This is a genomic window from Mesorhizobium sp. LSJC280B00, assembly GCF_000502835.1.
Classification (GTDB): domain Bacteria; phylum Pseudomonadota; class Alphaproteobacteria; order Rhizobiales; family Rhizobiaceae; genus Mesorhizobium.
The window spans coordinates 459,064-473,967 of the sequence record NZ_AYVL01000004.1 but is presented as its reverse complement, the minus strand read 5'-3'; the positions used below and the strand labels follow the sequence as shown (position 1 = coordinate 473,967).

At 60.2% G+C, this 14,904-nt stretch carries 10 protein-coding genes and 2 pseudogenes; 3 read left to right on the top strand and 9 right to left on the bottom strand.

The genetic code is table 11. The annotated features are described in order from the left end of the window. Positions 1 to 112: 112 nt before the first annotated feature. From X773_RS48445 to X773_RS48430, 4 genes and pseudogenes are all read right to left on the bottom strand, one after another. Positions 113 to 1,200 (bottom strand): annotated as a pseudogene (locus X773_RS48445) (IS110 family transposase). A 466-nt stretch (positions 1,201 to 1,666) separates the two neighbouring features. Continuing rightward, positions 1,667 to 2,748 (bottom strand): annotated as a pseudogene (locus X773_RS48440) (IS110 family transposase). Between the two features lie 1,221 nt (positions 2,749 to 3,969). Further along, positions 3,970 to 5,175, bottom strand: coding sequence for a PAN/Apple domain-containing protein (locus tag X773_RS48435; RefSeq protein ID WP_023675575.1), 1,206 nt, complete (start codon positions 5,173 to 5,175; stop codon positions 3,970 to 3,972). Then, entirely contained in the window at positions 5,159 to 6,733 is a 1,575-nt protein-coding gene (locus tag X773_RS48430; protein ID WP_023675574.1) for a hypothetical protein, read from the bottom strand. Before X773_RS48430 ends, X773_RS48435 begins: the two co-directional genes overlap by 17 nt. A gap of 507 nt (positions 6,734 to 7,240) precedes the next feature. On the opposite strand from X773_RS48430, the gene X773_RS73590 reads away from it, so the two are divergent. From X773_RS73590 to tcmP, 3 genes are all read left to right on the top strand, one after another. Then, a complete protein-coding gene (locus X773_RS73590; RefSeq protein WP_156937303.1) occupies positions 7,241 to 7,504 on the top strand; it encodes a hypothetical protein in 264 nt (87 codons plus the stop codon). 169 nt (positions 7,505 to 7,673) lie between these two features. After that, a complete protein-coding gene (locus X773_RS0137415) occupies positions 7,674 to 8,417 on the top strand; it encodes a thermonuclease family protein (protein WP_023675572.1) in 744 nt (247 codons plus the stop codon). Between the two features lie 829 nt (positions 8,418 to 9,246). Continuing rightward, positions 9,247 to 10,170, top strand: a complete 924-nt coding sequence (gene tcmP, locus X773_RS48425) for a three-Cys-motif partner protein TcmP (RefSeq protein ID WP_023675570.1) — start codon at positions 9,247 to 9,249, stop codon at positions 10,168 to 10,170. On the opposite strand, the gene X773_RS48420 is transcribed toward tcmP, so the two are convergent. The 5 genes from X773_RS48420 to X773_RS48400 form a co-directional block, all read right to left on the bottom strand. Beyond that, positions 10,127 to 10,879, bottom strand: coding sequence for a DUF5131 family protein (locus X773_RS48420; protein ID WP_023675569.1), 753 nt, complete (start codon positions 10,877 to 10,879; stop codon positions 10,127 to 10,129). The two genes, tcmP and X773_RS48420, sit on opposite strands and share 44 nt — an antisense overlap. Positions 10,880 to 11,139: 260 nt before the next feature. Further along, entirely contained in the window at positions 11,140 to 11,424 is a 285-nt protein-coding gene (locus X773_RS48415; RefSeq protein ID WP_023675568.1) for a muconolactone Delta-isomerase family protein, read from the bottom strand. Between the two features lie 19 nt (positions 11,425 to 11,443). Continuing rightward, positions 11,444 to 13,057 carry a GMC family oxidoreductase N-terminal domain-containing protein gene (locus X773_RS48410; RefSeq protein WP_023675567.1) on the bottom strand — a complete coding sequence of 538 codons (1,614 nt, stop codon included), beginning with the start codon at positions 13,055 to 13,057 and terminating at the stop codon, positions 11,444 to 11,446. A 68-nt stretch (positions 13,058 to 13,125) separates the two neighbouring features. Next, on the bottom strand, positions 13,126 to 13,902 hold the full coding sequence (locus X773_RS48405; RefSeq protein ID WP_023675566.1) for an enoyl-CoA hydratase-related protein: 777 nt from the start codon (positions 13,900 to 13,902) through the stop codon (positions 13,126 to 13,128). A gap of 3 nt (positions 13,903 to 13,905) precedes the next feature. Further along, positions 13,906 to 14,868, bottom strand: a complete 963-nt coding sequence (locus X773_RS48400; protein ID WP_023675565.1) for a dihydrodipicolinate synthase family protein — start codon at positions 14,866 to 14,868, stop codon at positions 13,906 to 13,908. Positions 14,869 to 14,904: the final 36 nt, after the last annotated feature.

Genomic DNA, 14,904 nt, shown 5'->3' with positions numbered 1-14,904 from the left:
CCCGTCGTTCCTGGTCTGCACCGGTCCTCATCCGCTTCGCAGCGGAGCTCGTGTGTTCAGTTTGCGTCTGTCATGCCGCGCCGGCGTTGCGCGTCAAGCGTGGTTGCGTCGTTCATCGGGCTGCGCCAAGCGTCTCCCAGGCCTTGACCCGGGCGCGCGCAACAAGGTCGGCTTCGTTCGCCGCCGGGTCGCCGACATAGCAGGTCCCGTCCGTCCACATCGCGTGCATGATCACCGCCAGCTTGCGCGCCACCGCGACGGTCGCCTTGCGGTGATTGCCCCGCTTCGCGAGCATCGTTCCCCAGGTCCTGAGCTTGTCCTTGCCGCGGAAGCGCGTCATCAGCGCCGACGCCGCCTCGTAGAGGGCGCGTCGGACGTCCGCGTCGCCGGCCTTCGATATTCGGCCCTGCGAGTCGATCGAGGTGCCCGACTGCCAGCGCCGCGATGTCAGGCCGAAGTAAGCAGCAACATCGCGCGAGCGGCGGAAGCGGGACGGGTCCTCGACCGCCGTCATGAAGCTCAGCGCCGTCACCGGGCCGACGCCGGGGATCGCCATGAAGCGGCGGCACAGCTCGTCGCGGGCGACGAACCTCACGGCCAGCTCGTGCAGCCGGCAGTACTGCTTCCACAGCGCGGCGCGTGCCGTCAGCATGGCGTCCATCAGCTCTGACGTCAGCGTAGCCCCGGTCGTCGCATCGCGCGCAGCCTGGTCGAAAGCCTTCCGGCCGACCTTGCTCAGGCGAATGCCGAAGCTCTTGAGCGAATGGCGGATAGCACTCTCCAGATCGAGGAACTTGCGCTTCAGATTGCGCCGGTGCGTCAGCAGCAACCGCATCCGATAACGGGCTTCCGACTTGATGTGCGCGTGCCGGAACCAGCCGGTGCGCATGATATGGGCAATGCCCAGGGCATCGGCCGCGTCGGTCTTGTTGCGTTGCGTCGACATCGCCGCGCGCACGTGCTGCGTCTCCAGGCACACTGCCGGAAGCTGCAGCTTCAGCAGTTCCGGATGCAGCCAGGGCGACAGCGAACCGGCCTCGTGGCCGACCTTCTCAGCCGCCGCAGGAAAGGCTTCAACACCGCCAACAGCGCGTCGGGATCGGTCAAGGCCGTCGCCTGCAGATGCACCGCGCCGCGATCGTCGACGACGCACACCGCCGTCTCGTCCATCGCAACATCCAGTCCACAAAAGAATTCCATCGTCCCTCTCCTGCGTTGTTTGACAGGAGGTTTCTTAGCAGCCGACACGCCTGCAAGCAGCGTTTTTCCAGACGCCGGCGCCGCTTGCCGATTACGGGCGGCAGTCGTAATTGGTTGTGCGGTTGTGCTTGGCGAGACTCGGTTGCTATCGTCGTTACTCTTCCAGGTTGCGATAATACACGAATCTATTCTCTACGATTCCGCTTTTTGGCGCCGAGTTCTGATGGCGCCGTGCAGTCTTTCGCGCTCTGCGACGGGGTGTTTTGGCTGCGCTCTGGCAGCGCTCGAACCGTCGTGGGGCACTTTTCCATCGGACTGACGGAGCATCGTCACAGGCAATCGAGCGGCGGTCCGGCCGCCTGTCGATCGGCGCGGCCGCAGGCAGGATAACGTGCGTTCCGTCGTTCCTGGTCTGCATCGGTCCTCATCCGCCCAAGGCGGATCTCCTTGTTGCAGAGGGCGTCCGTCAGCGTGCGGGCGCCATGCGTTCAGCTGCCGTCGCACCGCTCATTGATGCGCCCCCCAGAAGCTTGCGGCCTTGATATGCGCTCTGAGCAGCGTCGGCTTGGCTCGCGGTCGCATCGCCGACGTAGAACGTTCCGTCGCTCCACATGGCGTGCATGATCACCGCCAGCTTGCGCGCCACCGCCACGCAGGCCTTGCGGTGGCATGAACGTTTGGCGATCTCCCGGCCCCAGCTCTTGACCTTGTCCTTGCCCTTGAAGCGCGTCATCAGTCCCGACGCCGCCTCGTAGCGCGCGCGCCGCACGTCCGCGTTCGCCGGCCTTCGAGATGCGGCCCTGGACGCGAAGTGCCCGACTGCCAGCGCCGCGACGTCAGCCCGAAGTAGGCCGCGACGTCGCGCGAGCGGCGGAAGCGCGACGGATCGTCGATCGCGGGCATGAACGAGAGCGACGTCACCGGCCGACACCGGGGATCACCATGAACCCAGGCACGGCTCGCTGCGTCCGACAAGCTTCACGACGAGGTCGTGCAGCCGGCAGTACTGCCTCCACAGCGCAGCGCGCGCCGACAGCATGGCGTCCATCAGCTCGGCCGACAGCGGATCGTCTGCCACAGCCTGGCGCACCGCCTGCTCGAAAGCCCCGCGTCCGACCTTGTCAAGCGGATGCCGAACGACTTCAGCGAGTGGCGGATGGCGTTCTCCAGGTCGAGGAACTTGGCCTTCAGATTGCGCCGATGCGTCAGCAGAAGCCGTGGTCGGTAGCAGCTCTCCGACTTGATGTAGGCTTGGCGGAACCAGGCGCATGATGTGGGCGATGCCAAGCGCATCGGCCTTGTCGGTCTTGTTGCGCTGCGCCGACATCGCGGCGCGCACGTGCTGCGTCTCCAAGCAGATCGCAGGCAGGCCGAGTTTCTTGAGCTTCGGGTGCAGCCATGGCGACAGCGATCCCGCCTCGTGACCGACGCGGCGAAGTCGCCCCAGGAAGGGAGGATGTCGGAGATCGCCTCGGGATCGGTCACCACCAGCGCCTCCAGATGCACCGCGCCCTGATCGTCGACGACGCACACCGCCGTCCCATTCATCGACACGACGCGACGGCAGCCGCCTGCCGCGCCGCTTTGCAGGCCGGCACCCTAACCTTTGTTGAGTATGCTGCGTCCACCCGCCGACTGCCCAACGGCGCCGATCGTTTGAATCTGCACCCGTTCCGCGCGGTGCAGCGTAGGAGGGCTGCATAAGGCCGCGAAAACGCGGGCTCGGAAATGTCGATAGAACCGAACTTAGGCGCGGGGCAGCGTCCAGCGCGACGCCGCGACTACCAGGAGAACGCCGGAACTATGTTCCGTCACCTCTTCGTCAGGATTTGATCAATATCGGGAGCCGAAAGTGTACCGACCAAATAGTCGCCTGCACGACCGGGATTTCCTTCTGTACCGGGCAGGCCCGCATTTCCCTGTGCACCCGGCCGCCGTTGCTCTCTGACGTTCTATAATAGGGCAGATTCTTGCCGGCCCCCTGTCCGCCATCGCCTCCTGGGGCAGGATTTCCCGGGTTCCCAGCCTGACCAGGCAGTCCAGGCGATAAATCGACGCGCATTGCTGCTGACGCGGCGGCATAGTTATCTTTGCTGCTAACAAAGGTAAAGGTGCCACCGGAACCTCCGTCTCCACCTGTCCCTCCCGGTCCACCACTTCCACCTGCTCCGCCTGTCCCTGCATAAGGTGCCGATCTCGTTGCTCAATCCCGATGGCGCAGCCAGCCCGCCATCGTGAGAAGGCCGGGAAACTCTACCTTCCGGCGGTCCAAAGAATGGTATCGGAGCAAAACGGCCAAGGCTCTAATCGCCACTGGATGACAGTTCAGTGGCAGGTCACCTCAAAGGCTCCGAACATCGTCCTTCACGCCGATCCCCGAAAGGTGCCGTCGGAACATCGCTTACGGTGCATCAGGCTATCAGGCTCATACAAACTGACAATGCTGTAGCGACTGGGATAACGGTCGCAGGTGTCGCTGCCGCGGCCGATGCCGCAGCGAACAATGGTGGCGGAGGATACTATTCGCCGCAGGTCTACGGTGTCGCGTGGGATCAGCTCTACGGCAAGAACTACAGTGTGATCTGGCGCTGCCGAGACAGGCTACAGGGCGGTTCGTCTACGACTACAACTGCAACGGCGTGCCGATGGTCGACAGCACATGGCCGGGTTGGTCGGCGTAGGATCGACTGTGGACCGATCGCACTACGATCACGGGCCGATCAGTGGCGGAAGCACTGTGAGAAATCTTGCGGCGCGAACGCTTATTCGCTAATTCGCGACGCTTTTGATGCCTGATGCCACGGCAGCGTTGCCAGCGGATTCGGTTATGCGATTAAAGAGAACACACGCGCTTTCCTTTTTGCGGAAGTTGAACCCAACGCAAGAGTTGTCGTTCGCGCACTGCAGAATACAGTCGGGATACCGGAGAGCAGCGCTCCAATATGAATTCCCGAAAATTTCTGTTTTGGTAGCGAACACCAAATTGGAGTACCGCAAATTGCCTTCGACCACCTTCTTGGCGGCCATGATGGACTCATCGCTTTTGACCAGCAGCGAGGCGTCTCCCTTCATAAAGCAAGCCTGGAATTTCGTATTGTAGGTCACCGCCAAACATTTGAAGTCTCTATCGCACACGCTCTGGCACTGTTCGGAACTCACGTTTCTAATCGGCATATCGGGCAAGTCGTTTCCGATCGCGTCCCATCCCGCCATAACCACAAATCCGCTATCTGGATCGACTTCGGGTGCAGGAGTTAGTGCCGGCACCGTACTGCCTTGTTCTCGATTCTGGTCGGGAATGAACTGTGCCGAGATAAATGTGCGACCGTCCAACCACGCACATCTTGTTGCCAGATCAAGAGCCGATGAATCATCGAGACCGACTAGCTGGAGCGTCTGAACGGCAGCACCGGGCCCGACTGGTGGCGAGCTCGGGGCAGATCGAGACGCCAACGAAACGTTCACGTCCACGCCGTTGACATTTCGTCGAGAATAGCACCATGCCCGGTCCCAGGTTTCGTCGTTTTCATCCTTGAAGTAATGGCCCGAGATTAGCTCCCAGGTGCTGCCTTGGAATTCCACATTCTTGGTGGCGAACTTATTGAAGTCGACCGTCACCACGTCAGGCTTGGCAGGCACTTCAGCCCGTGGCGTTTCTTCCGGCGCCGGCTTTGGAGTTGGGATCGGAATAGGCGCAGAATCATAATTGGGGACTGTGCGCGCGCTCGGTTGCTCCACCCTCGGCAACTTTACTGGCTCGGGCAAGTTCTTATCCCAGAGACCAAGCTTAATGCCCAGCCCAATCCCGACCGCCGCCACTGCAATGGCTCCGCCTGTCGCCATCCGACGGAAGGCGGTCGCTCGAGCTGTTTTCTCTTGAGCCGCGGCTTGAGCTTGCAGGGTCGGAATTGCCGACCTCTTGACGGCGAGATCGACGGCTTGTTCAAGCAGCGTGGTGTTATGCCTGACGAGCACTTTTACGGCCCTGCATTGATACCGTCACGAGATCAGCGACCTCAGGCGGCAAATCTTGGTCCAAGGCTTTTCGAAGAACTTCGGGATCGTCGGTGAAGAGCGGAACGTAGAGGATCTCTTTGACGATTTTTTCGACAGGCACCTCTACCCGCTTCTCAACCTCTTTCTCGACCGCAACTTCTACTGGAACCTCAATTGTTCGAACTCGGCGCCAACGCCAGCTCAAAAGCAACCTGCGAAGCAGTTTGGAAAACTTGCTCTCTGAATTATCCTCTTCTCGGGCGGCAATTCGCTGGAGGGCGAGTGCCACCATTGCCGTGATTGGTCCCGCGAGGGCGGCAATGAGCGCGAGGGAGCCAAACCAAATTACAGAGATTTTTCCCGCTTGCGCTTCAGTGACTAACTCCGGTTTGCTCCCGTACCATCGTGAAGCAATGCGCCGGACCTGATCGGTCCGCGCCATGGGGATCCGCTCCTTCTCCAAAACACTGAGTTCTTTGGCAATCTGGTCCTGTCGGACCTGGTTTTGCGCCGAAGTGTTTGCCTTGTTGGCTTCGGCGCTCTGAGCCTCTGTCAGCTGGTTGCCGGCGTCATCCAATCGGCGCTGCCAACCCTCGGCATCACTGTCGCGCGTCTGTTCCAACGTCGAGCGTCTATCGATAAGTTTTTGCCTCTGGTCGGCAGTCATAGGTGGGCTGCTTGCCCGCAAACGATCGAAACCTGCACGCAGGGCGGCGACCTCTTGATCGAGCGGTTCGATTTGAGTGTCGAACTTGGCTATAATTTTAGTGCGTGGATTGGCGAGTTTCGCCACTTCTGATTCTAGCCGGCGTGCCGAGTCGCCATCGCCGGAATCGCGCGCCATTTTGATGCGTTCAACAAAGCTGTCCCGTTGACGCTCGAACTGATCAACGGCTTCCTTTGCTTCGCCGTCTCGCTGCTGAATCAAGGCCAATCGAACCGCACTTTTTTCGTCCACCTGATCACGAACGCGCGAGGCCTCTGGAGTAAGGGCGGTCGTTCCCTCCAACTCAGCATTGACCTCGGCAATTTGCGACTGAAAGGTCGCGCGGGATTTTTCCGCAAGAGACGTAAGCTGCTCAATTTCGGAACGCGCTTGTTCGACCTGATCGGATTTTCGGCCAAGTTCGTCGGCTGAAGCCAGCTTTTTAGCTTCCTGGTCCAGGGCGTCGATTTTGTTTACAAGTTCCTCGTAACGCAGTTGGCGCAGAGCACCCGCTCTTTCCATTCCCATGAAGACAGTTTCAAACGTTATGCCGGCCAATACGAGCAGGAAAATCAAAATTGCCGGCTTCCAGAACCACGATGCGCTAAAGAGCAGCGTGGCTATCGGTATTTTGGTGAGCTCAGCAATTGCCACCATGAGAAAGGGCGCACTAGCGAGCGTCAAATCCATGGCTGTTACGGATTCGCTTGCCGAAAACGCCTGAACGCCAAGAGCTACACCTGTCGTAAGGCCAATCGCTGCAGCTGCAATCTCAAGCGCCCAAGCGCCACGGTAGGTCCACTGGCCATAGCTCGCCAGCTTTTGGCTCATACTTGTTTGCATTGTTTCCGCCCCTAAACCAGCACGGCTGTCCGTCCTGATCTCCCCCAAGCATACACATAAAAGTAACTATCTTTGCAACTTTGACGAGTCTTAGTTAAAGGCAAGTGATTGAGCGAACAAGGCCTCGGCAATCTAGCGCGCCAGCAATTCAGCGGCGTTGACGGCAGCTGCGAGCCTCGCAAACATCACGTCCGCGGCCTGCTTTCCATCGTTCCAGACCACCATTAGAACACCTAATGTACGGCAGCGATCTGCATATGGCCGCCGTCCTACCGGGCCAGTGCAGGAGGCGACGACAGGAACAATGCAAGAACGAAACTAAAGACGAGTGCACCATGCATGTATTCGTCCCCGAACCCAACATTGCTGATCTATCAACTGTAGACGACGTCGCGTGACGACAATGGTGCCTTCACGGACCATCGAACCTCTTCTGGATTCGACAACAAAAAGCAAATAGCGCATGGTCTCATCTGGGGTTGGGGGAATTCATTCATGCGCGTGCGCGAATTTTCGTGCGTCTTGTCCGCAGTGCTTATCTCGGGTTGCGCAGCCGACTACTTGAACCACTACGATACGGGGACGCTCACGGCTGGCGATGCGAACCACTCAAACATGCTTTTGCAGACGGTCGATCCGTTCAATCCGAATAGCCAGAACACGCACATTGAAGGCGACGGACAACGCATTGCGGGCGTCGTGCAGCGCTATCGGGGAACGACCCAGCGCCAGCCACTCCACAGGGCGGCATTGTCATGAATGTTGGCGCCAACGACCAACATCCCTGCGACCTTCGAACCCAGACTGACAGCGCGGGTAGACGTTGCGGCGAGCGTTCCGCTGAAGCCAAAGAAGGCGGCCGAACCGGCCAAGAAAACGACTAGCCATGTTTCGCTTCCCAAGACCATCAGGACGAAAGAAGGTGGCCATGCCTCTGCGGCTGGTCTTCGTGACGGTCGCCGCGTTCGCTGCGTTGATCACACAGTTCTTCATTCAGCACAGCGACCGCCTTCCTGAGACGGACCTGGCAAGCTGGATCGGGCCGACACCGGCGCCTATCGCCGGGGTGGCTTCGGTCATTGACGGCGACACGATCGAGATCCATGGCCAACGCATCCGGTTCACCGGCATAGACGCGCCCGAGAGCCGGCAATATTGCGATGACGCCAAAGGCTTCGAATATCCGTGCGGGCGCCGCTCCGCCGAAGCGCTGGACAGCTTCCTATCGGCCTCCAAGCCCGTCCAGTGTACGTTTGTCTCGTGGGACAGCTATGGTCGCTTCGTTGGCGATTGCAGGCGCGCGGACGGCGGCGGCGTCGCGTCATGGATGGTGGAGCACGGCCAGGCGTTAGACTGGCCCCGCTACAGCCGAGGAGCCTATGCAGAGCAGCAGGCGAAGGCGCAGGCGGCAAAGACCGGCTTGTGGGCCGGAACGTTTCAGGCGCCTTGGGATTGGCGCGCAAATCATGCGGACTATGCACAACCGGCGATCAGCAAACCGCTCGGCATCGTCGGCAGTGGGCAGGTCGCACAAGGCTATTCATGCCAGCCGCGGCGAACTTGCTCGCAAATCAGCTCCTGCGATGAGGCCCAATGGTATCTCAGCAACTGCCCGTGGGGGCGCAAGCTGGACCGCGACGGCGACGGAATGGCGTGCGAGACGCTCTGCTAGTGACTGACAAACGGACGCGGCGTTCGCGGCCCGGATGATTTGGGGTCGGGGAAGTACAATGAGGGCGGGTAGACGAGCCGCAGTTTCGGCTGCGGTAGCCATGGCGCTTGCAAGCGCCTCATGCACGACATCGCAACAGGCGCTCAACAAGAACCCGAGTGGTGTCAGCGCTTCCGCTCTTTGCAGGACGTTCGCGTCAACGAAGGACGCGAAATTTCAGCAGGATCTCTACACCGAACTGGTGCGCCGATCAATGACGGTTGACCACTGCGCTAAAATGATCAGGAAGCAGAACGAGGCAATCGCAGCCGGCGTGGCGATCGCTGCGATAGGCGCGGCTGTTGCGGTGTGCTCGAACAACGACTGCGGCGAGGAGGGTACGTCAGGCCGAACTACTACCAGGGCGCCGATTGGGACGAATTCTACAACCCATATCCCCAGCTCGTTTGGGCATGCCGGGACATCTCCACTGGTCAGTTTGTCGACTACAGCAACTGCTACGGCAAAGCACGGACAGATTGCCGCTGGCCTGCAAAATACGCCTACTAAAACAGACCGGCAGTCACGCATTTGGCAATATGAGGGTGGGATGGATTACTACATCTACGAGAATTGGACCCGCGATCGAGGGCGGATCCACCGAGCCGAATGCGGCTTCTGCAACGGGGGTCAAGGCACGCAGGCCGGAACAGGGGACAGGAACGGCCGCTGGCACGGGCCATTTGATCGGGAGACAGCATTCGCCAAAGCTGCCCAACTCAATCGCGCCGATATGCGCGCATGTTCAATATGTGATCCGTAGACGATCGCGCGGCGAGGAGGACTGGAAATGGCGGGGGATGACCACGAATTCGGCGGACAACACACTGAGATAAAGCTCGCCATTGTTGAGGCGTACCTGAAACGCTATTCTGCCGCTCTGCACAATTGGTGCGATCACGTTTGGTACATCGACGCATTTGCTGGCACAGGTAGACGTACTGTTCGGGTGAAGGCTCGGGCCGGCGACCTCTTGGAAGAGCCCGCGCCCGAGCAAGTCGAGCAGCGACGAGGTTCGGCCCAAAGTGCGATCGACATCACCCCGCCGTTCGACCGCCTGGTTTTCATGGACACGCGCCGTAAACACGTGGCGGCGTTGGAAGGCTTGAAGGCCGCAAACTCTCATCGCGACATTTCAGTTTTGCAGGGTGATGCGAACAGTCTGATACAGAGTGAAATCGAGTGGAACGGCTGGAAGAAAACCAGAGCAGTAATGTTCCTCGATCCCTATGGCATGGAGGTCGAGTGGGAGACGCTGAAGAAGATCGCTGCCACCAAGGCGATCGATGTCTGGTATCTCTTTCCTTTGGCTGGCTTGTATCGACAGGCCGCCAGGGACATGTCGAAGATCGACGCGATCAAAGAAGCGGCCATAACTCGCATGCTGGGGACTGACGAATGGAAAGGCGAACTCTATTCGAAGGTGAAGGCACCGCCGACTGTGGATCTGCTTGGCTATCTTGATGACTCCGAAACGCTCCAACGCGGCGCCGACGTCGGCGGGCTGGAGCAGTATGTGAGGCAGCGGCTGAAGACGATCTTTGCTGAGGTCTTGGACCCTTACCCCCTTCCGGTTCTTGAAAAGCCTCAGCGTTTCTCGCTCTTCTGCGCGATATCGAATCCTTCTGAACGAGCGATCAAGCTCGCCAAGTCTTTCGGGGCTGACATTCTCAAATCGACAGGCTCGGCATCTCGTCATAGGTCCGGCCGTTGAGCGTGCGCCCAGTCGCCTTCTTGTTGCGACCGCCCCATTGCTTAAAGAAAAACGCTGTGCCGGAACGCCGACACATGGCTTCGATCTCATCGACCCAGCGGGGATCCATGTACCGCGAGCCCGGCCCGGATTCACCGCCCACGATCGCCCAATCAATATTGGTTAGATCCGCGCCTGCCACCGATCCGATTAGCGGCTCGAGCGAAACAAACCTGATGGCCGCCGGCACTTTGCGCAACTCGTCCAATCGATCGAGAACGCGGTTGTCCTCGACGCTTGTGCCAAGCCAGACGTTCGACAGCACCGGAAAATCTCCGCGCGTCAGAATTTCCGCCATTCGTTCCGGTCGTTTGGTGAGAATCTGATAGGTATGCCGCGGCGTTCCTGACATCACGGTCCAGACCTGTCGGATAAAATCGGCAGGTACGTCTATATGAAAAAGGTCGGACATCGAGTTGACGAATACCCGGCGGGATTTCTTCCAAGTCGTCGGCGTCGCAAGAGATTTCGGGTTCGTCGTCACCTTGCCCGTCCACTTGGCGCGGCCCCCCGTCTTGCGCGTTAGGCCTTGGTATTTCTCTATGCCCATCGCTTCGAGCCGAGCGGCCAGGCGCATCGCGTAGCAATTAGTGCAGCCAGCGGTCAGGATGGTGCAGCCTGCGACCGGGTTCCACGTCGCGTCAGTCCACTCGATCGAAGTTTCCGCCATAGGACGATCCTCCTAGTTGGCAATCATGGTTAATCTGGGGTTATGAAGTTTCCGTTTCGCTGGACGAAAACGGTCCTCAGCGAGTGCTATGTGGGACCGACGTGTGGGAAGCCGGCAAGCAAACAGCCAAATATCGCATAAGAACTTGGTCTTATTGGCACCGGACAGGATTCGAACCTGTGACCTCTGCCTTCGGAGGAAAGGCGCAGTGGACCGTTGCGGCATTGGGTTGAGAATCGATCATCGGTACCTGGATACTTTCACGACGAGATGAATGCGGCATAGGGCTTCAGCGGAATGATTTCGAAGTCGAGCATCCCCGCCTTTGCTAAAGGCAACGTCGCCAGCTTCTCGTGAACCTCGATCTCGTCCTTCGCCTCGACCATCTGGCAGGCGCCGGGCATGTCGCCGCGATGCCAGATCTGGCGTGTGAAGCCGATGCTGTAGAGATAGCGCGCCTGTGCGCCCTCACTCGGGACCAACAGCTCGAAATCAGCGTCGCTGAACTGTTCCGTGCGACGGCGAGACAAAACAAGAAATTGCACCGGCCTGGTTTCCGAGGGCTTACGCGACTGCTGCGATCGCGTGTCGGGCGCGTGCAGATTGCACCCCCTTGATCAGATCGGCGCCTTTTTCGCCGATCATCATCGTTGGCCCATTCGTGTTGCCGCTGATCAGTACTGGCATGATCGATGAGTCGATCACCCGCAGGCTGTCGATTCCGCGCACCCGCAGCTCGGGATCGACGATCGCGGTCTCGTCGACGCCCATCTTGCAGGTGCCGACCGGGTGATAATCGCAACAGGCATATTGCCTGATATAGGCCATCAGCTCCTCGTCAGTCCTGGCATTCGGTCCAGGCAATCTTTCGACCTTGATGAACTTGGCGATCTCGCTTTGCCCCAGCACATCCCGGATGATCCGTACAGAATTCAGCGCCATGTCGCGATCATAGGGATCGGACAGATAGTTGGGGTCGACCAGCGGCTCGTCGGCGGGGTTCGATGAGCGCAGCTTGACCGACCCGATGCTGCGTGGCCGAAGGAATGTCGAGTTGATGGTGAAGCCATGACCGTCGAGCCGGGTCTGGCCGCCACGCACCACCATGGCGGGCGCGATGTGGATCTGCAGGTCGGGCCGCGACGCACCCTCGCTCTGGAAGAAGCCGCCGCCCTCCACGATAACCGATGCAGCCGGGCCATTGCGATAGAGCAGCCAGCGGAGGCCGTGCAGAAGTGCCTTGGGATAGCGGTCCTGGCCGTCATAGCTGATCGGGTCCCTGAGCGTCAGATGGACGTTGGTGCAGAGATGGTCCTGCAGATTCCGGCCGACACCGCTGAGATCGGCTACCGGCGCGATCCCGAGAGCTTTCAACTCGTCGGCCGGTCCGATACCGGACAGCATCAGCAGGCGCGGCGAGTTGATGGCTCCTGCCGATACGATCACCTCGCTTTCGGCCCGCAGCACCTTCCGCGACTTGCCTTCCGAAAGTTCGACGCCGACGGCGCGGCCGTTCTCGACAACGATCCTTGTGACCCGGGCATGTGTCCTGACCGTCAAGTTGGGGCGCTTGCCGACGGGATGCAGATAGGAGACAGCGGACGACCGGCGGCGGCCATCGCGACAGGTGACCTGGTAGAAGCCGGCGCCATACATGGTGTCGCCGTTGAAGTCGGGATTGTACGGTAGGCCATATTGTTGCACGGCACGGACAAAGGCCCGGGTCAATGTGTGCGGGCCGACCTGATCCGACACTGCGAGCGGGCCCCCCTGCCCGTGATAGCGATTGGCGAGCCGATCATTGTCCTCGGATTTGCGGAAATAGGGCAAGATGTCCTCATACGCCCATCCATCGTTTCCAAGCGCCGCCCAATTGTCATAGTCTTGCTTCTGGCAGCGGATGTAGATCATCGCATTGATCGAACTCGACCCGCCAAGCGTCTTGCCCTGCGGATACCAGATGGCGCGGTTGTCGAGGTTCTTCTGCGGAACCGTGTGGAACCGCCAGTTGACGCCGGGGCCGAACAGCTTGCCGATCCCGCCTGGAATATGGATCATCGGATTCCAGTCGCGGCTGCCGGCCTCGAGCAGGAGCACCTTGACATCGGGGTCCTCGGACAGGCGGTTGGCCAGCACGCAGCCCGCCGAACCCGCGCCAACGATGATATAGTCCCACATGTGCTGCCTCCCTTCGCGCCTGACGGCGCTTTCGTCGCGTCGGCGGCTAGCGCCGACAGCAATGACTGCTATTTGCCCTTGAACGCCGGCGGCCGTTTTTCGGCGAAGGCCCGCAGGCCTTCGACCCGATCCTCCGTGGCGAAGGCTTTGACCGTCAGCCGGTGCTCGATCTGCAGCCCGGTTTGCAGATCGGTCTCGAATGCCGCCAGAACGGCCTTCTTGGCATAGGGCGTGATGGCAACGGATTTGGTGGCGATCGCGGCGGCAATCTCCAGCGCGCGCGGCAACAGCCTGTCGGCGGCAACGACTTCGCTGACCAACCCCTTTCGCTCGGCAAGGGCAGCATCGACCATCTCGCCGGTCAGCACCATCTGCATGGCAAAGGATTTGCCGACGAGGCGCGGCAGGCGCTGCGTGCCGCCATCGCCCGGGAACGAGCCAATCTTGATTTCCGGCGTTGCGAATTGAGCTGTCTGCGAGGCAATGATGATGTCGCACAGCAACGCAAGCTCCAGTCCGCCGCCCAGCGCATAGCCATTCACGGCGGCGATAGTGGGCTTGGAGAAGCACTCTATGGCACGCCAGCATGCCAGGCGCTCCGGATCGGTATAGGAGGCGACGCCGCGTTCCAGCATATCAGAAATGTCGGCGCCAGCCGCGAAGGCGCGACCGGCGCCCGTCAGCACTACGCAGCCGACCTCTGCGTCAGCGTCATAGCCAGCAAGCAGTTGGCTCAATTCGGCTAGCAGCGCTTTGGACAACGCATTCAGCTTTTCCGGCCGGTTTAGGGTCAGCAGCCGGATGCCGGGCGACGGTTCCGCTGCCTGCACGAGGCGGTCCATCATTGATTAGGCGACCTTCCTGTAAAGCGTCTCCGCGCTCAATCCGGCAGCAGCCAGCAGTCCCCGGATCTTCTCGATCTCGGCGGGGCTTGGCTTCATCAATGGGGGCCGGACATGGGCTTCGTCCAGTCGCCCGAGCAGGACCAGCGCCTCTTTCATGCGATTGTGCATATCGAGAAGCGGCGCGTCATAAAAGGCCCGGACCGTCGGATAGATACGGTCATTGATCGCCTTGGCCGTCTTGAGATCGTTTGTCTGCACGGCACGGAACAGCGCAACCTGAAGGCTGGCGATGACGCTGCCGGCGCCTGACAGGAGCCCGTCGCAGCCAAGTGCCAGCGAGCCGAGCAGCCAGGCGCTGTGGGTGGTGAGAATGTTGACCGGACGGTCGAGGGCTTTCAATTCACGGATCTGACGTTCGTGCAAATTGCCGTCGCCGCACTGGTCCTTGATCGCGACGATCGAGGGAAAGCGGCGGCAGAGTTCGAGCAGCGTTGGCAGCGGGTAGGCAAGGTTCGATGCCAGTGGATACTGAAACAGAATGATCGGCAGGTTGGACGCATCGGTGATGCGCTTGAGATGCTCGACGATCATCTCTGGCCGCAGGTGCCCACCGAGCGTCATGAAGTCGGGCGGGAACACAAGCAACGCGTCGGCCCCTTCATTCTGCGCACAGGCGGCGATGCGCGCGGCCTCGAGGCTGGAGTTTGTATAGACGCCGACAATGGTCGGAACCTGGTCCTGCAGCACATCCTTGGTTACCGCGATCGCGCGGTATTGTTCGTCGATGGTGAGCGCATGCACTTCGGCCGCATGGCCATTGATGGTGATGCCAGAAATGCCTTCGACCGAGGAGATGTCAGCGAGGTGCTTGCGGTAGGCGCGCTCATCGACAGCCAGATCGGCGGTGAACGGCATCAGGCACGCGGGAATGACGCCTTGGGCAGCAAACGGTTTCTTGTCACTCATCATCCAATTCCTATTTGAAACTTCGGGACGCCGCGC